The sequence below is a fragment of the Streptomyces sp. DvalAA-14 genome, from assembly GCF_900091855.1.
In the GTDB taxonomy this organism is placed as follows: Bacteria; Actinomycetota; Actinomycetes; order Streptomycetales; family Streptomycetaceae; genus Actinacidiphila.
Genome location: NZ_FMCH01000413.1, coordinates 31004 through 52670, shown reverse-complemented (window position 1 = coordinate 52670; position 21667 = coordinate 31004). Strand labels below are relative to the sequence as shown.

Here is a 21667-nt window from a genome sequence, read left to right as displayed (position 1 = left end):
TGTTACGCGGGGCCGTTAGGCGGTCCTGTTACGCGGGCGCCGCCAGCAACGGCCGTGCCCGTTCGCGCAGTTCGAGCACCCGCGGCTCGTCGTTGTACGGCTCCAGCCGGTGCAGCAGGTCCCGTACGTACTCGGTGGTCCGGGCCGACGAGATGCGGTTGGCGACCTCGACGGCCTTGACGCCCGCCGCGCAGCACGCGTCGAGGTTGCCGGATTCGAGCTCGGCGACGGCCGAGACGACCAGGCGCAGGCCGTGCGAGCGGACGAACTCCTCGGTGGGGCGGGCCAGGGCCTGCTCGGTGAAGCGCTGGACCTGGCGGGGCAGGCGCAGATCGCGGTAGCACTCGGCGGCGTCGGCGGCGAGGCGGTCGTAGGAGTAGAAGCCGAGCCAGCTCGGGTCGGCGTCGCCGTCGCGGGCCCGCTCCAGCAGCGCTTCGGCGGCGGCCAGGGACGCGCCGCAGGCCTGGGCCTCGCCGGCCTTGGCGTGCGCGCGGGCCTCCACCAGATGGAAGAAGCTCATGGTGCGGGTGGTGGCCAGGCCGCGGTTGCGCTCCAGGGCGGCCTGGGCGAGGTCGACTCCCTCGTCGGCGAAGTTCCGGTAGGTGGCCTGGAGCGACATGGACGCCAATACGTAGCCGCCCAGGGGGACATCGGCGGCCGCGCGGGCCAGTCGCAGCGCCTGGATGTAGTAGCGCTGCGCGGCCTCCTGTTGGCCGGTGTCGAAGGCCATCCACCCGGCCAGCCGGGTGAGTTCGGCGGTGGCGCCGAACAGCGAGCGGCCCACGTCGTCGCTGTACGAGCCGAGCAGCAGCGGTGCCGCCTCGACCCGCAGGCATTCCGGGACCATGCCCGAACGCCAGTCGCCGCCGCCGTACTTGGAGTCCCAGCGCCGGGCGTCCTCGGCGGCCTCGCGCAACTTGGTCACATCCGTGTGGCCGACATGCGCCATACCGGGGGCAGGAGCGTCACGGGCCACCGTGGCGTCGGCGGGGGTGATCAGCCAGCGCGAGGCGGGGGTCACGTAAGCGCTCACTGCGAAAGATCCGGCCAAGCTCTGCCAGATGCCGCCGCCGCCCGGGCCGCGCCGCCCGGCGAGATCCAACCGCCACAGATCGGTGGCTGATTTCACTGCCTCGCCGACGTCCCGGGGGAACGCCAGGCCGACCTCGGGCGCCGGGTCGGCATCGGCCAGGCCTATCTCGTGCAGCGGGACGGGGCGGCCGAGTTTGCTGCCGATGGCCGCGGCGATCAGATGGGGTGCGGCGCCCTGCGGCACCATGCCCTTGGTGACCCAGCGGGCCACCGAGGTCTTGTCATAACGCAGCGTCAGACCGCGTTGGGCGCCCAAGTCGTTGACCCGACGGGCGAGTCCGGCGTTGCTGATGCCCGCCAGAGCGAGAAGGGTGCCGAGTTTCTCGTTCGGCCCGCGGTGTTCTCTGTTCACTGCGGTTCACCTCGTGATGCCGCTGGGGGCAGGCCGGCCGGCCTGGTGATGTCATGGGGTTCGGGGGTCGCCCTTCCCTGGAGTCCGATTCAGCCACCGCGATCGCCGTTTCCCAGCAGGCACGGTGCATGCGCCGGACACCCGAGCCGCGCGTACGGGTGCGAACCGGGTACACCCAGCGTAGTTCGCCGCATCCCGACCGTTAAGAGGCTGGAATCGGATGGCCGGAAACCAGTCCCTTACCGGCCATTGTGCGGCCGGCGCGCGGGCGGCGGACAGGCTGGATGCCGACCTTGCGCGGGCGTGGAAAATCGAGGCACGGGGGCGGGCGCGACACGCGCACGGCCGGGCTTGTGCTCCCGGTATATGTGGCCGTGCGCCCGGCCGTGCGCTCTGTCCGGCCGGCGGCGGCGACGCTTGCATGGTGGCCGTGGGTCGGCCCGCGACCCCGGCAGGCGGCTTGCCGGGGTTGGGCGGGCCAGGGGTTCCGCTGCCACAATCCCCGCGGGTGGCGGACCGGCCCGGGAGGATGGCACATGCCTCCCGGGCCGTTGACCCGCTGATCACCACGGCACGGAGCGCACCGCACCGCACGGACCCCGCACGAGCACCGGATGAGCAGCGCAGCCCCGGAGCCCACCGCCCGCCGGTGGCCGCCCGGCCCCCGCCCGCCGCCGGCCCCGCATCGGACCGGCATTTCACCGGCATATCAACTGCGGCATGTGCCGCAGACTTTGGCGCGAATCCGACGTTTCGTCTCGCGCGTGTTTCCCGCTCCCCCCGAGCGTGCGACCCGTCGTCCCTTGCTGCGCCCTTGCGCCTCCTTCAGCGCTTCCACGTGGCAGCATGGTCTTCCGGACATCAGACGTGGCGACGAGGCGGGGCGAGCGGCGATGGCGCCCGCGCACCGGCTGTCCACAGCCTGTGGAGGCGGCGATGCGGTGGTTGGTGGGGTGGAGCAGTGCCGCCGCGGGTCCCGTTGCCGGCTCCCGGGCCCGTTCGCTCCAGCCCGTCGGCGCCCAAGTCCTGTGGGGTGACATCGATCCGCTGTGGGCGGTCGGCGACTGGCGGCCCGACGAGATCCGCGTCGTCCACGGCGACGCGACCGGACCGGGCGGCAACGGACGCGGGGCCAAAAGCGGTTCGGCCTACAACGGCGGCGCGCCCGGCAGCGCGTACGGCGACCCCTACGGCGGCTCGTACGGCAGCTCCTACGCCAACGGCAGCGCCTCGCAGCGGCCTTACGGTCCGGGCGGATCCAGCCCCGGGACCGGCATGGGCGACGGCGGCAACGGCTACGCCGGCATCGCACGGCTCGCGGTCCTCGGCCGCTGCGGCGCCACCGACGCCGAACTGCGCCTCGGCCTGGTCGCCGCCCGCGGCGGCGCGCTGCGCCATGTGACCGCCTGGCCGGGCAGCTACACCGCCGTACTCCAACTCGGCCGCCGCATCACGGTCCTGGGCGACCTGGCCGGCGCCCGCCCGGTCTTCCACACCCCCTGGTCCGGCGGTACGGCGTACGCCACCGCCGCGCTGCCGCTCGCCGACCTGATCGAGGCCGGCCTCGACGTCACGCACCTCGCGGCGACCCTCGCCTGCCCGGACGCCCCCGAAGCGCTCATCGACGGCACCCCCTACCTGGGCGTGCGCCGCGTACCGCCCGGCCACGCGCTGATCCTCCGGGACGGCGCACCGGAGATCAGCGGCTACGAACCGACCCTCTCCCTGGCGGCCGGCCACCAGCCGACCACCGCCGCCGACGCGGAAGCGGCCGTAACGGGCGTACGGGACGCGCTCGTCGAAGCGGTACGGGCCCGGCTGGCGCAACCCCGCTTCGTACCCGACCCCGACGAGGAGCCGGCGCCCGGGATCGGCGCCGACCTGTCCGGCGGCAGCGCCTCGGCGACGCTGGCACTGCTCGCCGCCGGACTGCCCGGCATGCCCGGCACGCTGCCCGGCAGCCCCGGGTCGCTGGCCGGGGAGCGGCTGCTCGCCGTCACCTTCAACGACCTGGTGGGAGGCGCCGGTTCCGGCTACGCGGCCACCGCGCGGGTGGCCGAACTCGAACGGGCCCGCGCCATGGGCACCGACCCGCGCCTGCGCCACGTCGTCGTCCCCGGCGGTGAGGAGGCGCTGCCCTACGCGGACCTGGCCAGCGGCGCGCTCGGCCCGCTCACCGACGAGCCCGGCCCCTCGCTGATCATCGCCGAACGCCACCGGCGCCGGCTCGCCGCGGGCGGCGCGGACCACCTGACCGGATACGGCGCCCGGCAGGTCCTCGACGCCCACCCGGCGCGGCTCGCGGACCTGCTGATGGACCGGCGCCGCCGTCATCTGCTGCGGCCGGTCGCCGCGCTGACCAGGGCGGACGGCGCGGTGACCGGACACTCGGCGCTGGTGCCGCTCACCGTGCCGCTCACCGTCTACCGGGCCGCCCGGCGACTGGCCCGCACCCCCTACCAGCAGGGCGTCGAGGACGCGGCACTGCGCCTGCTGCGACGCGAGTTCGGCGAACCGGGCCGCGGCGGATCGCCCGGCCCGCTGAGCGCGTCGCTCGCCGCGATGGCCTGGGCCCGGCCGGGCCCCGCCGCCCGCTGGCTGACCGGCGAGGCACTGGCCGAGGTCTCGGCGCGGCTCCAGGACGCGGCCCGCCGCCCCTGGCCGATGGAACGCCCCGGCGAGCGGCGCGCCCGCGCGGCACTGGCCCGGCAGGCGGCCGACTTCCGGGTACTGGAACAGGCGGCGGCCGTCTCCTCGCAGCGCCTGCACGCGCCCTTCCTCGACAACCAGGTGGTCCGCGCCTGCCGCGCGCTTCCCGCCGCCCTGCGGGTCCGGCCCGGCGCCCGGGCGGACGTGCTGCGCGAGGTCCTGCAGGGCGCCGGCGTCCGCGACCTCCCACCGGGCTGGGGCGCCTCCTCGGCAGCTTCCTCGGTGGCCGGCGCCGCCGCCCGGGTCGGCCTGCGTGCCTCGCTCGACCCGCTGCTCGACCTCTTCGAGGCGCCCCTGCTGGCCGAGGCCGGCCTGATCGAGGCCGGCGCGATCCGCACCGCGCTGGAATCAGCGGCCCGCGGCGAGCCGGTAGGCCTCGACGGGCTGGGCGAACTCGTCTCCGTGGAGCTGTGGCTGCGCCGCCTCCTGGCCCGCCGCGGTTCCTGCTGGACCGGCGGCACGAGAGAGCCGGAGCAGCGGGCGGTGGCTTCGGGGGTGCAGCGGCTGTCGCTGTGAGGCTTTGACGGCTTGGCGCCTTGGCGCCTTGGCGCTCGGACGCTGTGACCGGGGGCGTGGCGTGGCGGCTGGGGGACGGCACCCCGGAGTTGATCTTGCGGCGGGCGGCGGGCGGCGGTCGGCGGGCGGCGGGCGGCGGGCGCTCGGCAGTCGGTTGGCGGGGGTTTGCGCGTCCGGGTCGCGATTCCACCGCGCGGGGGGAGTTCCGGCCGGGGGGCGGGCGGTGCGTGCCCCCAGCGGTGGGCGGTGCGTGCCCCGGGGCGGACGCCGCCGACCGCCCCGCGTGCCGCCCGCGCCGGGCTGTCAGTGGCGTGCCGCAGAATGGTGGACGGCAGCGCGACCGAACGAGACGTACCGCTCGGCGGCCGCCGACAACGTGCCGGACGACGACCCAAGGCGAGGTGGTAGGCGATGACGGTGTGGGACGACGTGGTGGGGCAAGCCCGGACCGTCGCGGAACTGACCGCGGCCGCCCAGGACGCCGACCTCCAGGTGACCGCCGAGTCGACCACCGCCCGCAGCGACCGCAGCAACACCTCCGGCTCCCGTATGACGCACGCCTGGCTCTTCACCGGCCCGCCGGGCAGCGGCCGCTCCACCGCCGCCCGCGCCTTCGCCGCGGCCCTGCAATGCACCAGCCCCGACAAGGCACTCGGCGCCGCCCCCGGCTGCGGGTTCTGCGACGGCTGCCACACCACCCTCATCGGCACCCACGCCGACGTGGAGACCGTCCGTACCGACCTGCTCTCCATCGGCGTCAAGGACACCCGCGAGCTGGTGCGCCGCGCCTCCCTCTCCCCGGCCGGCGGCCGCTGGCAGGTGATCCTCATGGAGGACGCCGACCGCCTGACGGAGGGCGCCGCCAACGTCCTGCTGAAGGCGGTCGAGGAGCCGGCCCCGCGTACGGTCTGGCTGCTGTGCGCCCCCTCGGTGGAAGACGCCCTGCCGACCATCCGCTCCCGCTGCCGCCTGCTGACGCTGCGCACCCCGTCGGTCGCGGACGTCGCGGACGTCCTGACCCGCAGGGACGGCGTCGCCCCCGAGCTGGCCGCCCAGGTCGCCCGCGCCACCCAGGGCCACATCGGCCGGGCCCGCCGGCTCGCCGCCGACGAGACCGCCCGCTCCCGCCGCGCGACCGTCCTGCGCCTGCCGCTGCGCGTCGCCGACATCGGCGGCTGCCTACGGGCGGCCCAGGAGCTCGTCGACTCGGCCACCGAGGACGCGAAGGCGGTGGCGGACGAGGTCGACGGCAAGGAGACCGAGGAGATGCGCGCTGCCCTGGGCGCCGCGGCCGGCGCGGGCAGCCGGATGCCACGCGGCACCGCCGGCGCCATGAAGGAACTCGCCGACCGGCAAAAACGCCGCTCAACCCGCACCCAGCGCGACACCCTGGACCTCGCCCTGACCGACCTGGCCGGCTTCTACCGCGACGTCCTCACCCTCCAACTCGGCCGCTCCCCGGACCGGGTCGCCAACGCCGAGGCCATGGACGGCATCCGCCAGATAGCCTCCTCCTCCCGCCCCGAGCACACCCTGCGCCGCATCGAGGCAGTCCTGGCGTGCCGCGACGCCCTGGACCGCAATGTGGCACCGCTGCTGGCGGTCGAGTCGATGACGCTGGCCCTGCGGGCCGGCTGAGCGGGTCCGCCGCGGCCCGCCTCTCCGCCGCCTCGGTGCGGTGGCCTTCGGGCCGTTCCGCGTGCCGCGACGCCCTGGACCGTAATGTGGCACCGCTGCTGGCGGTCGAGTCGATGACGCTGGCCCTGCGGGCCGGCTGAGCTGGGCCGCCGCGGCTCCTCTCCGGCGCCTCGGTGCTTTGGTTTTGGGGTCGTTCCGGGATCCCGTCCCGGGGTATTCCCAGCGGGCCCTTGGGGGCCTCTTCCGCCCGGGCCGACCGGTCCGCGCCCGGTCTGGCCCAGGCGCAAGGAGCCCCACCGCACCTGCCCCCGCAGGGCCGCTGGGGGTAGCGGCCGGAGTCCGGGGGGCGGTACCGCGCGACGCACGCACCACCCGCAGAAGGCCCGACGAGCCGACGCCGGCCTGCGGGCAGAGGCAGCCGGCCTGCCGGCGTCCCCGCCCTGCCCGCGGCACAGCGCGTGGTGCGTTCGGGTGATCACCGGCCCCGGACCGTAACGGCGTCCCCGGACCGGCCGACCGGCCGATGCAAGGTGCAGGCAGTGGTCCCGCCTGCTCCGCCCTGTCCCCGCGGGGCCGCAGCCGTCCCGGAAGGGTCCCGCCGTGGCCGACACGATCCGCATGTTCTTTCTGCTGCTGTTCGCCTCCACCGCGTTGACCTTCGCGCTGCGCGCCCTGCGCCACTGGCAGGGGGAACGGGCCGGCCGCGTGTACGAGCTGCCCGTCGACCGGCGGGGCGTGGCGCTACGGATCGGCGCGGCCGGTGCCGCCGCGCTGGTGGCCGCGGTCCTCGCCGTACCGCTCCTGCACCGCTCGCCCGCCCCCGTGTCCTCGGCCTCTTCGCTCGCCGGGCCGGCGGCGCCGTCCCCTGCCCGCACCGCACCGCGGACCGCCCCGGCCCCACCCCCGCCGCCGCGCACTCCCGAACCGGCCCCGCCGGCGCCTTCACCACCGCCCTCGCTCTCCCCGGAGGCCCGTACCCTCGGCCACCCGTCCGGCGGCACCCTCCAACTGCTCAGCGACGGCACCCGGGTATGGCTGCCGCCGTTCTACGACACCCCGCACGCGGCTGGCGTCGCCTACCCGGTGGTGCTGGCGCACGTGGACGACCCCAAGGGCGACCCCGACCTCTACGCGGGCCTCGCCGAGGGGCTGCGGCGCGGCCGTTCCGACCCGTTCGTCCTGGTCATGCCGGACAGCTGCGACCGCGACTCCGGCGCCCTGCTCACCGAGGTCGCCCACCGCTACCGCACCCTGACTTCGGTCAGCGCCCGCGCGGTACTGGGCATCGGCGCGCAAGCCCCGTGCGCGGTACGCGAGGCTCTGGCCAACCCGGGCCGCTACCAGGCTGGCATCGGCATCTCCGGTACGTATCCGGAGCTCACCGAGACCGCCGGCCCGCAGCCACCCCTGCTGCTCGCCTCGCTCGGCAGTGAGAGCGGTTCGTACGCGTCAGCGGTGCGGTTGCGGGAGTCGTTGAACGCGCGGGGCGACGCCGTACGGTTGATCGACGGGGTGGGGAGGCGGTCGGCGCTGATGAGCCTGGTCGCGGCCTACCTGACCGAGAAGCTCGACGGTGCCTCGGCCCTGCCCGGGGCTGCCGCGGTGGGGTCGGCGGAGGGACCGCCGGTACGGGCCCGCGTACCGGCACAGCTCGCGCCACGGGCACCGGCGTACGTACCGACGCATCGACGGACCCAGCCGCTGACCCAGCCGCTGACCCAGCCGCGGACTCTGTTGCGGCCCCACGCCCCGGCACACGTACCGGCACCGGCACCGGCACGGACCCCCGCCCGTACCCACCACCGGACCCCCGCACCCGTACCGGGCCCGGTCCGGAAACCCGTGCGTAGCCACGCACCGGCGCACGCCCCCACCCGCGCACCGGCCCACCGGCCGGCGGCTCACGCCCGCACACCCGCACCCGCCCGCCCCCCGGCCCATCCATCGACCCACCCCCCGCTCCACGCGCACACGCACGCACGGGCACTCGTTCGGCCGTCCCGCACGTCACACAAACCGTCCCCCCGATCCTCGCCGCCCCCCGCCCCGAAAGGCCATGCCTAGCGGCTCAAACCACTCAAAAGGCGACAGGTCGATCGATCGCCAGGCACGTGCGGCGGATACGCTCATGTTCATCCGACGGGAGGACCGAGCCGCCGATGCTTACGCCGAAGCGCGCCAAACGCCTGCTCCGCACGCCGTTCACGGTGGTCGCGGTGGCCGGACTGCTGCTGTCCGCCTGCTCATCCGGAGGGACCGGCCACCGGGCCGAAGCGGCGTCGCCCGGCCGTTCGACGCAGTCCGCCGGGTCCACGTCCCCCGGTACGTCCTCTTCCGCCGGCGCCTCCTCTTCCGCCTCGTCGTCCGCTTCCCTGCAGCCGCTGCCGTCGCGGATCCCGGCCGACCTCAAGCCGTACTACAAGCAGAAGCTCCACTGGCGCAGCTGCGGCGTGCCGCAATTCGACTGCGCCACGATGAAGGTCCCGCTGGACTACGCCCACCCGCACTCCTCCAGCGACCTCAAACTCGCCGTCGCGCGCAAGAAGGCGGCCGGCCCCGGCAAGCGGCTCGGTTCGATGCTGGTCAACCCGGGTGGCCCGGGCGGTTCGGCGATCGACTACCTGCAGTACGCGGCCCTCGGATACCCCGCGTCCGTCACCTCCCGCTACACCATGGTCGCCGTCGACCCGCGCGGGGTCGCCCGCAGCGAGCCGGTCGAGTGCCTGTCCGACAAGCAGATGGACGCCTTCACGGTCGTCGACACCACTCCCGACAACGCGGCGGAGATCAGCAAGCTCACCGCCGCCGACAAGACCTTCGACGCCGCCTGCGAGAAGCGCTCGGCGAAGTTCCTCGGGCATGTCTCGACCATCGACTCGGCCCGTGACATGGACGTCCTGCGGGCCCTGCTCGGCGACAAGAAGCTGACCTACGTCGGAAAGTCGTACGGCACCTTCCTCGGCGCCACCTACGCCGGGCTCTTCCCGCAGCGCGTCGGCCGGCTCGTCCTGGACGGGGCGATGGACCCCTCGGTGAGCGCCCTGGAGAGCAGCCGGGCCCAAGCCGGCGGCTTCGAGACCGCCTTCAACGCGTTCGCCGCCGATTGCGTCAAACGGACCGACTGCCCGCTGGGCAGCAAGTCCGTCGATGACGCGGGCAAGCGGCTCGACGCCTTCTTCGCATCCCTGGACGCCCACCCGCTGTCCACCGGCACCTCCCGCCCGCTCACCGAGTCCCTCGGCACGACCGGCGTCATCGCGGCGATGTACGACCAGACGGCCTGGCCGTCCCTGCGCGGCGCCCTGGACAGCGCGCAGAAGGGCGACGGCGACCCGCTGCTCAAGCTCTCCGACGGCTATTACGAGCGCGGCGACAACGGCAAGTACAGCAACCTGATGTACGCCAACGCCGCCGTCAACTGCCTCGACCTCCCGCCGGCCCTGTCCTCCCCGGCCGACGTCGAACACGCGCTGCCCGCCTTCCAGAAGGCCTCGCCGCACTTCGGCACCAGCCTGGCCTGGTCCTCCCTCACCTGCGGCTACTGGCCGGTGCGCGCCACCGGCCGCGCCGAGCGCATCCCGGCCAAGGGCGCCGCCCCGATCCTCGTCGTCGGCACCATCCGCGACCCGGCAACCCCCTACGCCTGGGCGGTCTCCCTGGCCTCCCAACTCTCCTCCGGCCACCTCCTCACCTACAACGGCGACGGCCACACCGCGTACGCCCGCGGCTCCTCCTGCATCGACTCGGCGGTCAACGCCTACCTGCTTGCGGGCCGGGTCCCGCCGACCGGCAAGAAGTGCAACTAGTGCTGTGACCTGACAGGTCCACAGCACTAGCCTCACCCGCCGCCGCTCCCCAGCGCCCCGCGCCCACCACCCCCGCGCCCGCCGCCCGCCGCCCAGTGCCGGACGCCTTCGCGCCCGTCGGCCGCCCGGGCCCCGGGGTGCCCCTGACCAGCGCCTCCCCATGATCCCGCCCTCGTCCCTACCACCCCCAGGAAGCCTGTAGACTTTCCCCCGCTGCTGCTGCCACCCTGTGTCAGCACCCCAGCAAGCCGCCTTAGCTCAGTTGGCCAGAGCAACGCACTCGTAATGCGTAGGTCTCGGGTTCGAATCCCGAAGGCGGCTCCGGAGAACCCCAGGACTCACTCGCCGTGACCTGGGGTTTTTCCTTTACCGGATGCGGCGACGACGCTGCGCGCGGGCCGATTTGCTGTCGGTGGTCTCAGTAGGGGCCTTCACCTGCGGCATGAAGGTGTCGCCCATGCGGTGCATGGCGTCCTTCGAGAGGTACGACCGACCCTTGACGTAGCGGCGGGTCTGGCTGATCTGGGTGTGCCGCAGGATCTCCATGATGGTCACGATGTCCACCCCCAGCTCGTTGAGGATCGTGCCTGTGGTGTGCCTGCTCCCGTCGTACAGCCGCCGGTCGTCTATGCCCGCCTCGGCGAGAAGTTCCTTAAACTCCTCCCAGTCCGCCCGCGGGTCCAGTGGTCGGCCGTCGGGCGGGGCGGGTGAAGATGAGACCCCCGTCCTTGCGCTCCGGGCAGGCGCTCGCGTGCCTTGTGCACGACTTCGCACAGGGCTGGGGGCAGCCTCGCTTGTAGCCCTTGTGCGTCACGCATTCCGCGGGGCAGGACTCGAACCGTTGCAGCCGGGCGCCGCACTGGTCGGGTCCGCGCAGCAGTGCCGCCACGTGAGCCGCTGAAGCTGCCACTGCGGATGGAACAGCTCGTTGTCGAGGTCTACGTACTGCCACCGCAGACCGAGGGACTCCCCCTGCCGGAAGCCCATACCGACCCCGACCACCCACCGCATGAACGTGTCTCGCTATGTCGCGGGCGGCGAGGAAGGCTTTCGCCTCTTCGATGGTGAAGGGGTTCGCCTCGGTTTCGTCCACGGTCGGCGGGTCCACAAGGGTGGCCACGTTTTCCACAATGAGCCGGCGCCGGTGGGCAATCTTCAGGGCACGTGACAGGATGCGATGCACCTTGAGAACGTGCGACGGGGGGCGGATTCAACTAATCGTCGCAACACCTCATAGCTGGAGGTGGAGTGATGGGTGTCGGCCCTCAGCAGGCCAGGGTTCGTGAGTACCGGGGACAGATGCCGTCGCCCGGCCGACCGACGGTCGCTTGGCGCGAGGACCGGGTCCGGTTCTGCGCAGCGATAGCCAGGGGACTGAGGACCGAGGAAGCGGCGACCGTCGCCGAGGTATCGCCTGCGGTCGGCACACGGTGGGTCCGGCACGGTGGCGGCGTGCAACCGAACCTTTCGCCGACAGTGTCGGGGCGCTACCTGTCGTTTCCAGAGCGCGAGGACATCGCAATCTGGCATGCTCAGGGTGTGGGGGTCCGCGACGTTGCGCGCCTGCTGGGTCGGTCTCCGTCGACGATCTCGCGGGAGCTTCGACGTAATGCGTCGACCCGGGCTTACCGGCCGGAATACCGCGCGTCTACCGTTCAGCGGCATGCCGAGCGGCGGGCCCCGGCGCCCGGAGACAGCGAAGCTGGCCGCCGACGAGAGGCTGTGTGAGTACGTTCAGGATCGGCTCGCCGGTTGCGTCTGTGGAAGTGGTGTAGCGGGTTGGACCTGATCCGGGGGTTTGTCCCGGTGTCCGGGTTGGTGCCCGCATAGAAAGACGGCCATCGGCTGATCTTCGAAGTGTCAAGCCTCGAAGGAGATCAGCACGATGACCGCACCAGACAGTCTGCCCCTGCACGCCCTCACCGAGGACAACCTCGCCACGGCGAGTCCCGACCTGCTGCGCGCGATGGTCAAAACATTCGCCGACGCCCTGATGTCCGCCGACGCCGACGCGGTCTGCAACGCCGAATACGGGCAGGTCAGCGATGAGCGAGTCAACCACCGCAACGGCTACCGCCCGCGCGAGTGGGACACCCGCGCCGGCACGATCGAGCTGGCCATCCCGAAGCTGCGCTCGGGAAGCTACTTCCCGACCTGGCTGCTCGAGCGCCGCCGCCGGGCCGAGCAGGCCCTCATCTCGGTGGTCGCCACCGCCTACCTGCTGGGCGTCAGCACACGGCGGGTGGAGAAGCTCGCGCAGTCCCTGGGTGTCACCCAGTTGTCGAAGTCGCAGGTCAGCGCGATGGCCAAGCACCTGGACGAACAGGTCACAGCGTTCCGGAACCGCCCGCTGGACGCGGGCCCGTACGCGTTCGTCCGGGTCGACGCCCTGACCCAGAAGGTCCGCGAAGGCGGCAGGATCGTCAACGTTCACGCGCTGGTCGCCGTCGGTGTCAACGCCGACGGGCACCGCGAGATCCTCGGCCTGGACGTCGCCACCGCCGAGGACGGCGCCGGCTGGCTGGCGTTCCTGCGCTCGCTGACCGCCTGCGGCCTTACCGGCGTCCAGCTCGTCGTCTCCGACGCCCACACCGGCCTGGTCAACGCGATCGGCGCGGTCCTGCCCGGCGCGTCCTGGCAGCGCTGCCGCACCCATTACGCCCGAAATCTGCTCTCCCAGGTCCCGAAATCCGCCCAGCCCTGGGTGGCGACCCTGCTGCGGACGGTCTTCGAGCAACCCGACGCCGACGCGGTGAAAGCCCAGATGACGCACGTGCTGAACGCCCTGGAAGCGAAGTTCCCCAAGGCCGCTGCACACCTGGACACCGCCCAGCACGACCTGCTGGCCTTTACCGCCTTCCCCCGCGAGATCTGGCGGCAGATCTGGTCCAACAACCCGCAAGAGCGCCTGAACAAGGAGATCCGCCGCCGCACCGACGTCGTCGGGATCTTCCCCGACCGGGACCGCACTTATCCGCCTCGTCGGCGCCGTCCTGGCCGAACAGAACGACGAATGGACCGAAGCCCGCCGCTACATGGGGCTCGACCTTCTCGCCAAGGCCCACCACCCGAACGAGTCAGAAACCGACAACACGCCCCTGCCCACCGAACTCACCGCATAGCCTCAAAACAAGATCACCGAGTGGCCATCGATACACCACTCCATCGGACGTGACCACACGGGTCCTCGTCCTGTCCGTCGGACAGCGAAGCCGCCTCTTACCCCCAGGACCTAAGTCCACGGCCGGCGATGAAGCGATACGAACGGTTGTCGCTGGAGACCAGCACGCCACGGATCAGCGGTGTGAGAAGGGCACGCTGCCCAACGAGTTCCGGGGCGTCCAGGAGCGGAACAGCCGCGGCAAGAGCTGCTTCTTGAATAGCAAGGTCCGGAGCGTGGAGGAAAGCAGAGACAGCATGGAATAGGTCAGGACGCAGTGCCCTAACGTGGACGGACTCCGGATGTTTTTCCAGACAAAGCCCCACACGTGCCATCTGTGCCTCTGCTTCGGTGCCGACCTCGGTAGCTACCGATCCCACCCAGTCCAGCAAGGCAGCGCGCAACGGCAAGCGCCCGGCGTCACGGCTGGCCACCACGGTATCCGTGCGTGGGTCCTTAATGATCTTCGCCACAAATGCAGCCGCAGGCACTGTCACTGAGTAGATCGTGTTCTGGTGATGCACCGGATCGTTGAGGTGCCGCAGGGCACTGGCCTGCGTGTCGATGTCGTCGGCCAGCAGCCCTGCCAGCAAAGCAGCAGTTCCTGCGGCCGACCCACAGGCATGTTCGAGCGAAGCCCAGTCGGTCCCCTCCAGCAGACTCCGCGGGTCCGGCAGCAGACCGTCAACATCCGTGATCTTCACGCATCAAGTATGGCTGTTGATCCCACGCCCACTCCAACTACCTCATGCACATAACGGGACAGCCCTTAGCTGCCCCAGGGGTGAGAGCTGTGCGGTAATTGCTGACGTGTATGTCAACCCGCTGCTCAAGATCGTAGAAGGCCAGCTCCTCCGCATAGAGGCAATGCCTTCCAGGACTGCGTGGATCGGCTTGGCCTGGAGCTGCGCCCGATCGTGCACCAGACCCGTGGCCTGCTTGGGCACCATGGTCGGGGGTGGCTACCCGTGGCGAACAAGCGCTGGCTCGGCTTAGCTTGGGAAGTCGTTGCATATATGGCACAAGATGTTGCTCATGGGGGGCCAATGTTCCGGTTAGGTGATCGTCGCGGAAGAACGAGTGCTAAAATTGCGATCACCGTGAACTGACTTGGCCGAGAAAGCTCGAATGACGCTAATCCGATTTCGCAATAGGGGGTAGAAAATGCCTGGCATGCCAAGTAATGCACAAACGCTCATCATGCGGATTTTCGAAGCATGGAAGGAAGATAATCTTCCCTCCGCCGAGAATTCCGTCGCATTTGAGATCTTCGCTTCCGGATTGGCTCTTCGAACGTACGATCTAGGACTAGAGGAGGTAGAGGCTGGCATCGCAGGGGGTGGGCAAGACGGCGCAATTGATGCTGTCTACGTCTTCTTTGATGACGGCCTGCTAGACGAAGACTCGGATGTGGTTACACCTTCGAGCAGGCCGAGTGAATTCGGACAAGACAGAAGCTTGGAGCTTTGGGTAGTCCAAGCAAAGCGGACGCCGAACTTCACTGAAGAGGCGATTGAGAAGCTGGAGGGAACATTCCGGAGACTCCTCGATCTTTCACAGCCGCTGGATTCATTGGAAGTTCTGTACAATAGCAAGCTCCTAAAGCGCTTTGGACTATTTCGCGACGCCTGGGAAAAGCTGTTGGTACGGAGACCAAGGATCAGTGTCAATGTGATCTACGCCGCTCCCGGCGATGCGCGGAACGTCACACCGCAGCTAGAAGCGAAGATCTATGCGCTCAAGCAGGCTATCTTGAGCACGGTGCCTGCCGCGGAAAAGATTTCCGTGGAACTCATCGGGGATAAAGAGCTGCTCGCCCGCTACAACGAACGCCCTCCTTATACGCTCGCCATGAACTATCAGGAGAGCGCCACGAGCGGCCAGTCGCACGTGGCGCTGGTCAGGCTCCGCGACTACTTCAACCTAATTGTCGACGAGCAGGGCAGGCTGCGACGTCATCTGTTCGAATGGAACGTAAGAGACTACCAGGGAAACGTCTCGGTCAACCAAGAAATCAGGAAATCGCTTAGGTCTGCTGAGAGTCCGGAATTTTGGTGGATGAACAATGGTGTGACCCTAATCTGCAGCGGAGCTACCAGTACTTCTAAAACATACTCGCTTTCAAACATTCAGATCGTCAACGGTCTGCAAACAAGCCATGAGATCTTTGAGACCCTCAGGGATCCGGTTGCGCCGGAGGTCGAGGATCGAATGCTGCTCGTTCGGATCATTGTCACGGCTGACGCTGCAACGCGCGACATGGTTATCAGAGCCACCAATCGTCAAACTGCCATTACGGATGCGTCCCTGCGCGCCACGGACGAAGTTCAGCGCCACATTGAAGACTACTTCCTGACTCATGGTTGGTACTACGATAGGCGCAAAGGATTCTATAAGAACGAGGGCAAGGATCCGTCGAAAATCATTAGCATCCAGTTCCTTGGGGCGGCGATAACGGCAATGGGTCTTTCTCGGCCAGACAAATCCCGGGGGAAACCTTCGTCCCTTCTGAAGAACAACGAAGACTACTCGCAGGTATTCAACGCCAACGTCGATCTGGACATCTACCTCTGGGCTGCCCGGCTTCAACGTCAAATCGATGGCTTTATTTTGTCAGAAGCCGCCGAGGCGAATATCGTCCAGAAAAGCAATCTCAAATTTCATCTGGCAATGATTATCGTCGAGCAGCTCAATGGGGGTGAGCAGGTTCGCCGGCCGCAGCAGCTGCGTAGGCTTGCCGTAGAAGGTGCTCAGGTGGGTGAGCCACACCTCAAGTCGACGTTCGAAGACCTTAAGGCTTGGTCGGCTGATTACCTGCAAGCAGAGGGGATGATTCTGGAGAGGGCCGCAAAATCGCAGGCGTTTAGTAACTACCTGCTTGGTCGAGCACGCAAAGCACAGGAGTAGGGCCGGGTTAGCCGTCTAGGCACGGAAGGGTCCTGGCCTGATTCCTGGCCAGGTCCCTTTGACCCCGGGTGGGTCATGCCTCCAGACCGGGAAGGTTCGCTCGCAGACGGCGACGAAGCGAAGTGACTACAGCGTCCGCCTGCCCTTGCCCCTCGACTGCTCGGCGCGGAGCAACATCGAGAGCAGCCCTGCTCAACTGGGCAGCGCTGGTCCCCAGGACGATGTCAACGGCAAGCCGAGCTGGGGCACCATCCTCGGACTGGGCGGCCACGTCGAATACGTAGATCCAATCGCTGGATGACGTACTCTCGTCATCTGCGAAGCGGTACGTTCCGTCGGCGGCCTTCTTGAGCTCTGGGGCGCCGAGGAACGGTTGCCACGAATCCCAGACCGGCTTCGGGAGAACCAGAATGCAGCCCACGGACGAGTCCCGCTTCGTGGCCTGGAATTTGAAGGCAACTTGATAGAAGGTGCGCTTGAAGACATTCGAGACGTTTGGCCCCTCGACCTTCTTGCCCGCCCACTCGGGGTTTTCGGCCAACTGCTCGTGAAAGTTGGCCGGGTGGAGGTTCAACGCATTGGTGAGTGCTTCGACCGTTTGCCGGTAGCTGCCGTGCGTGTCCGTCGTCTGAAGCTCGATGACCCCGTACTTCCCCAGCCTCACTGCGGTCTCTCCGAAGCTGAGGATTGACAGTGCGGCCTGGCTACCAGGCAGGATCTCCACGACCGTGACGTCGAACGACATGGCGGGTGAGGCGGGCGTCTTCGGCAATCCGATCTCGCCGCCGAGTTTTCCCTGGAAGTAGAGGAACGTACGGGTCTCTGGGTTGCCCACCTTGTCCAGGAAGCTCGTTCGGGCGTCGGCGCTCGCAAGGATCAGGGCGGGGCGAACGACTACTGGCGTGCTTGCCGGAACACTAAACAGCCGCCTCACCATGTCGATCATGAGGCGGCTGTCCAGCGCTCGATAGGGGCAGACGAGCCAGTCCTGACGCGGCCCGTTGCTGGTTGAGCTGATCGTGCAGACGCCAGCCGAATTCCGTTTCGTCTTGTCCGTCTCATCGCTTTTGACGCAGCGCTGAACACTTCCGAGTGCGTTACTCAGAAATGGGCATGCGTGCTTGAGCTGGTCATCCAATGAGGCTGGCGAGTGCGAAACCACCGGGAAAACCCTGTGACCGAACCACTCTGAGACGTGTGGGCGATTCGCGCTTCCGTAGTCGCTGCGGATCGCGTGGTTGGCGTTGACCATGGGCTAGAGAGTAGTACGGTCATGACGCCTTGTGTGGAGAATTGATCAGATGAGCACGCCCTGCTCCACGAGTTCCCCGTGCATGCCGATGTCCTGCACCGGCCGGCGCCTGAACGGCTGCTCCAGGCGCTTGCCAAGCGCTCCATTCAGGCAATTTAGGACATCCTTCGCGATTGCCTGTGCAAGCGGTACGGGTACTGCGTTGCCGACCTGCTCATATTGGCTTGAGCGAGTGCCATGAAACACAAACCGGTCGGGGAAACCTTGGAGCCGCGCCGCCTCCCGGATCGAGATGGTCCTGTCCTGATCAGGGTGCGTGTACTCGCCAGTCTTGGGGTCCCTAAAGCGGGTCACTACGGACCGCGGGATCCCGTCCCAGGTCATACGCCGGTACCGCCTGGTGTGATCCTTTCGCAGGGCTCGCTGCATCCCTGGTGGCAACATGTCGTGGGGGAGGTCGCGCCAGTCCTGGCCAGGCTTGAGAAGAGACAGGCGTGCCAGATTCGCCTCCGTCAGCTTGGCGGCGTAGTGATTGAAGAGTTCAGTCGTGAGCCCTTCGCGCATCGCCAGCTGATACGCCCCAGCTGGTGTGCCTGCGTACTCTTCGACTTGCTCGCCGGCCTGGATCGGCGGCAGATCTCCGAGGGCTTCGCGTGTGGTCACGAAGCCAGCAATCTCCGCGGCGCTGATCGTGACGTTGGGCAAGAGATCACCGATGCGGCTACGGCCGTGGCTGGGGGCGGGGAATCCGTACCCTGCAGGGATGTCCAGGTCGCGCCGCCAGGCGACGATGATCAGGCGCCACCTCATCTGTGGTGCTCCGTAGCTCGCAGCCAGGAGTTCTGCGCACGCCGCCCTGTAGCCACGCTCGTTGAGCCCCTCCAGGATGGCTCGGAGGTAGGCCCCGCCGCCGAGAGTGAGTAGCCCCGGGACGTTCTCGATGACGATGGCTCGGGGCGAGAGCTCAGAGGCTAGACGTAGCACCTCGAGGTACAGGTTATTGCGCTCGTCCCAGACGACTCGCGATCCGAGCATCGAAAAGCCCTGGCATGGTGGGCCCGCGAAGAGGAGATCCAGCCCCCGGGTTCCCAGATCGGCTGCCTGCGCCACTTTGCTGGCGTCGAGCGACCGAAGGTCTGCGGGCAGGAATTCTCCCGGAAGGTTGGCTGCGTGAGTCTCGCCGTACGTCGGGTGCAAGTCAACTGACAGGCGAAGGTCGAATCCCGCCTGTACCAGTCCGAGGGAGGCGCCTCCTGCCCCGCTGAACAAGTCGATCGCAGTTGGGGGGGTGGGCATGGCGCTACGATCCACCGGAACTGCTTCACGCATGTATGTACCTCGCTGACCGGTTGTGGAGCTGTCGCTAGAAGCCAGGACTCACGGCAGCCTCCCTAGCGTGCCATTTTCTCCCGCAAGCGTAGACTGACAGGCAGTATCAACACGTTGTGTATCGGGTCGGGCACGATAGGCAGGCGCGCATGACCTACCCTGCATCGCTCATATGATGAACATATGGGCAATATGCCTGAATTGCGGCAACGTGGAAATGGGTCGGCGCCGCAGACAAGTCGGCCGTTGGGCTTGGGATGCGCCGCGACATCCAGGTGGGGGCGGTCGCCTTCCTCGCGCATCCTGGAAGCTGCGGCTCACGAGTGAGCTCGCTCAGGCTTTGACGGACACCGCTCATGCAACACCTGGTCCGTTCGGCCTCCCTCGTTGTCCTGGTCTTTGTCGTCACCGCCGTCATCCGGATGATCGAGTATTGGCTCCAGGGCGGTGGACATCTCGCGCCACGAGCGCTCACCGCCGAAGCCCCACATCTCGGAGAGGGCGAACCCCTCCTTCTCGGCAAGACGGCGCCGGAACGCGGCAAAGCCGCTGTATGACCAGGAGACATCCGGACTGCTGGTGTCCGCATCGTCCGGGAGAAGAACCAGCCCCATGTGCCTTTGCTGCCTGCCCAGCACACACAGGATCCAAGACAGGAGGCAGCCTCGGCAACTGGAATGATCTTCGAGTGGCTGGTGTGATCACGGCGTCAGAGCCATCCTGGATGGGCCCGTTCACCGGGCTGAGCCCGCGTGCTCTCGGGAAGCTGGTGACGGTTCTGCGGCGTCAGGGCGCGGATGCGGTGCGCAAAGGCCGGCCGTGGAGCCTTTCGTTGGAGGACCGGACGTTGTTGGTCGCGGCGTCCTGGCGCACGAACCTGACCATGCGCCAGCTCGGCCCGCTGTTCGGGGTGTCGAAGTCCGCGGCGGACCGGATCACCGACCACCTCGGGCCGATGCTCGCTCTCCAGCCCCGCAAGCGGTTTGCCAAGGACACCGTGCCCATTGTGTGGACGGCACCCTGATCCCCACCCGGGATCACATCATCGCCGAACCACCGAAGAACTACCGGTACTCCACCAGCCACCAGGGCGTCATCGACGCTGACACCCGCCTGGTCGTGGTGGTCGGCCGGCCGCTCACCGGAAACCGCAACGACTGCAAGGCATGGGAGGAATCCGGCGCCAAGGCTGCCGTCGGCCGCACCACGGTCATCGCCGACGGCGGCTACCGGGGACCGGGGACCGGCCTGATCATCCCATACTGTCGAAAATCCAGCCAGAGCGAACTCCCCCTGGAAAGAGGAACACAACACCTCTCACCGCAAAGTCCGAGCGCGCGTCGAGCACGCCTTCGCTCACATGAAGACCTGGACGATCCTCCGCGACTGTCGTCTCAAAGGCGACGGCGTGCATCACGCCGTGCTCGGCATAGCCCGCCTCCACAACCTCACCCTGGCCGGGTGACAAAGAAGCAGGCAGGCAAACCAGCATGTCGTAGATCATTTACGGGACAACGCTCAGCCGTTGCCCTGCGATCTGGAACGGCGTCCCGAACAAGGCGAGTTGAACACCGGCGCCACTCAACAGCTGGATATGGGCGCGCAGTAGTCCGAATGGATGTATGTGGGTTGGCTCGGGATGTTCGTGCTCGCAGCCCGCGCTGGCGGACGCTTCAGCGCCGTCATCGAGAAAACTATCCGCGCGACCCCGGCCTCCCACCCGACCCAGCCCGCTCTATCACCTTGCTCGTCAGAAGACCCCACGCGAGAGGGGATAAAAGGGGTGAATTTTTCACCTCATAAGGCAGCGGCCATCGCTGACGAATCGAGGCTAGGGCTAGGCGCAGCATTGGCCAGCGCGTTGTTGACACTCGACAACACGGTGAAGCTGAGTAGAGCTCTTGGTCGTGATGGATCGAGCGTAAGGCTTTTTCAATAATGGAAAGGGTCAGGACAACCGTGGAGGCGGAGTGTCACATGGGTCGGCAGAAAATTCCTACACTGGTCGTACAGATCCAGCAGTTCATTGCTCTGCAGTCGGGAGAGAAGCAGGTCGTATAGATCCAAGAGTTTGGCAACGTCGCCGACCGCGTAATGCACTTGTTCGCTGGTCAGGTCGTTTGAGACCCAGTCGGTGAAGCGAACGCCCTTTTCCAAGGTGATACCGAAGTGGTTTTTCATCAGGTATTGCAGAGAGTGGTGCATGGCGGGAGCCGACGGACGCAACAGTTTTGCCGCGATTTTGGTGCATCCGATGTTTTTCGGCGATACACCCCACTGATGTGCCATGAACGACAGATCGAACGGCGCGTGGTGGAAGATCTTCAGCACGTCGGCGTCAGCAAGCACCCGTGACAGATGGGGAGGTCTTTCGTCGGCCACGCCGACGACGAGGATGGGACCCAAGCCGGGTGAATAGAGCTGGCAAGTGCCGATCAGGTTCCTCTTGGGCTCCAGTCCGTTCGTTTCGATGTCCCAGGCCAGCCGTGTGCAGGAGAGAAGGCTTTCGCATGTCGCCGCATCCACGTCGCCACTGAAGATCCGCACTCGGCCGAACTCGGTCACCTCACGGGTAAATGCGCCTGCTCCCATTGAGGACCGCCTCCAAGTCTTCCTCGAAAAAACTGAACACTGATCCACCGCGCCGGAATTTGAACACAGGTATCCGGCCGCTGCGGTGATTCTTGTGCTGATATAGCGTGATGATGAAGTGGTCATCCAGGCGGTAAGCCGTGAACGTACGGAACACTGGTGATATATAGATTTCCACATGACCTGTTCCGGTGCCGTTGTCGAGGCTTTTGTATCCGTCGATCGCCTCGTCCAGTTTACTCTGCACGCTCGTGGGGGTCATATTAAATCGGCTGGCGAATTGGCTAACCAGAGCCGAGTCGGAGCCGTCGGGA

General features: G+C 68.1%; 12 protein-coding genes, 1 tRNA gene and 4 pseudogenes. 9 read left to right on the top strand and 8 right to left on the bottom strand.

Annotated features, from left to right (window positions below):
* Window positions 1-28: 28 nt before the first annotated feature.
* Complete coding sequence (locus GA0115240_RS21775) at window positions 29-1444, bottom strand: MFS transporter (protein ID WP_093738751.1); 1416 nt, start codon at window positions 1442-1444, stop codon at window positions 29-31.
* A gap of 936 nt (window positions 1445-2380) precedes the next feature.
* Between GA0115240_RS21775 and GA0115240_RS21770 the strand changes: the two genes are divergently transcribed.
* The 5 genes from GA0115240_RS21770 (at window position 2381) to GA0115240_RS21750 (ending at window position 10434) form a co-directional block, all read left to right on the top strand.
* The gene (locus GA0115240_RS21770; RefSeq protein WP_107407188.1) at window positions 2381-4669 is read left to right on the top strand and encodes an asparagine synthase-related protein; all 2289 of its coding nucleotides are present in this window, start codon (window positions 2381-2383) and stop codon (window positions 4667-4669) included.
* A 411-nt stretch (window positions 4670-5080) separates the two neighbouring features.
* Window positions 5081-6307: a DNA polymerase III subunit delta' gene (locus tag GA0115240_RS21765; protein WP_093738749.1), complete on the top strand. Its 1227-nt coding sequence runs from the start codon at window positions 5081-5083 to the stop codon at window positions 6305-6307.
* Between the two features lie 600 nt (window positions 6308-6907).
* Complete coding sequence (locus GA0115240_RS21760) at window positions 6908-8371, top strand: hypothetical protein (protein WP_093738747.1); 1464 nt, start codon at window positions 6908-6910, stop codon at window positions 8369-8371.
* Window positions 8372-8466: 95 nt separating this feature from the next.
* Window positions 8467-10113 (top strand): alpha/beta hydrolase, encoded by a 1647-nt coding sequence (locus GA0115240_RS21755; RefSeq protein WP_093738745.1) that lies wholly within the window; start codon window positions 8467-8469, stop codon window positions 10111-10113.
* 247 nt (window positions 10114-10360) lie between these two features.
* Window positions 10361-10434, top strand: a tRNA-Thr gene (locus tag GA0115240_RS21750).
* Window positions 10435-10479: 45 nt separating this feature from the next.
* Here GA0115240_RS21750 and GA0115240_RS21745 read toward each other — a convergent pair.
* Window positions 10480-11314: pseudogene (locus tag GA0115240_RS21745) on the bottom strand (tyrosine-type recombinase/integrase); the annotation flags it as partial.
* A gap of 50 nt (window positions 11315-11364) precedes the next feature.
* Here GA0115240_RS21745 and GA0115240_RS39365 point away from each other — a divergent pair.
* Together GA0115240_RS39365 and GA0115240_RS21735 are read left to right on the top strand one after the other, a co-directional pair.
* Window positions 11365-11881 (top strand): annotated as a pseudogene (locus tag GA0115240_RS39365) (transposase); the annotation flags it as partial.
* Between the two features lie 117 nt (window positions 11882-11998).
* Window positions 11999-13235: pseudogene (locus GA0115240_RS21735) on the top strand (IS256 family transposase).
* A gap of 97 nt (window positions 13236-13332) precedes the next feature.
* Here the strand turns inward: GA0115240_RS21735 and GA0115240_RS36295 are convergent.
* Window positions 13333-13977 (bottom strand): hypothetical protein, encoded by a 645-nt coding sequence (locus GA0115240_RS36295; protein WP_141708924.1) that lies wholly within the window; start codon window positions 13975-13977, stop codon window positions 13333-13335.
* A 469-nt stretch (window positions 13978-14446) separates the two neighbouring features.
* Here GA0115240_RS36295 and GA0115240_RS21730 point away from each other — a divergent pair, with 469 nt between their 5' ends.
* A complete protein-coding gene (locus GA0115240_RS21730) occupies window positions 14447-16180 on the top strand; it encodes an AIPR family protein (RefSeq protein WP_161302361.1) in 1734 nt (577 codons plus the stop codon).
* Between the two features lie 73 nt (window positions 16181-16253).
* Here GA0115240_RS21730 and GA0115240_RS21725 read toward each other — a convergent pair whose 3' ends face one another.
* From GA0115240_RS21725 to GA0115240_RS21715, 3 genes are all read right to left on the bottom strand, one after another.
* Window positions 16254-17432 carry a hypothetical protein gene (locus tag GA0115240_RS21725; RefSeq protein WP_093738739.1) on the bottom strand — a complete coding sequence of 393 codons (1179 nt, stop codon included), beginning with the start codon at window positions 17430-17432 and terminating at the stop codon, window positions 16254-16256.
* Between the two features lie 45 nt (window positions 17433-17477).
* Window positions 17478-18728: a DNA cytosine methyltransferase gene (locus GA0115240_RS21720; RefSeq protein WP_161302359.1), complete on the bottom strand. Its 1251-nt coding sequence runs from the start codon at window positions 18726-18728 to the stop codon at window positions 17478-17480.
* A gap of 350 nt (window positions 18729-19078) precedes the next feature.
* The gene (locus GA0115240_RS21715; protein WP_346267966.1) at window positions 19079-19399 is read right to left on the bottom strand and encodes a hypothetical protein; all 321 of its coding nucleotides are present in this window, start codon (window positions 19397-19399) and stop codon (window positions 19079-19081) included.
* 50 nt (window positions 19400-19449) lie between these two features.
* Here GA0115240_RS21715 and GA0115240_RS21710 point away from each other — a divergent pair.
* Window positions 19450-20226 (top strand): annotated as a pseudogene (locus GA0115240_RS21710) (transposase).
* A gap of 467 nt (window positions 20227-20693) precedes the next feature.
* On the opposite strand, the gene GA0115240_RS21705 reads toward GA0115240_RS21710, so the two are convergent.
* Entirely contained in the window at window positions 20694-21326 is a 633-nt protein-coding gene (locus GA0115240_RS21705) for a hypothetical protein (RefSeq protein ID WP_161302357.1), read from the bottom strand.
* Between the two features lies 1 nt (window position 21327).
* A complete protein-coding gene (locus GA0115240_RS37105) occupies window positions 21328-21600 on the bottom strand; it encodes a hypothetical protein (protein ID WP_161302355.1) in 273 nt (90 codons plus the stop codon).
* Between the last annotated feature and the right edge of the window lie 67 nt (window positions 21601-21667).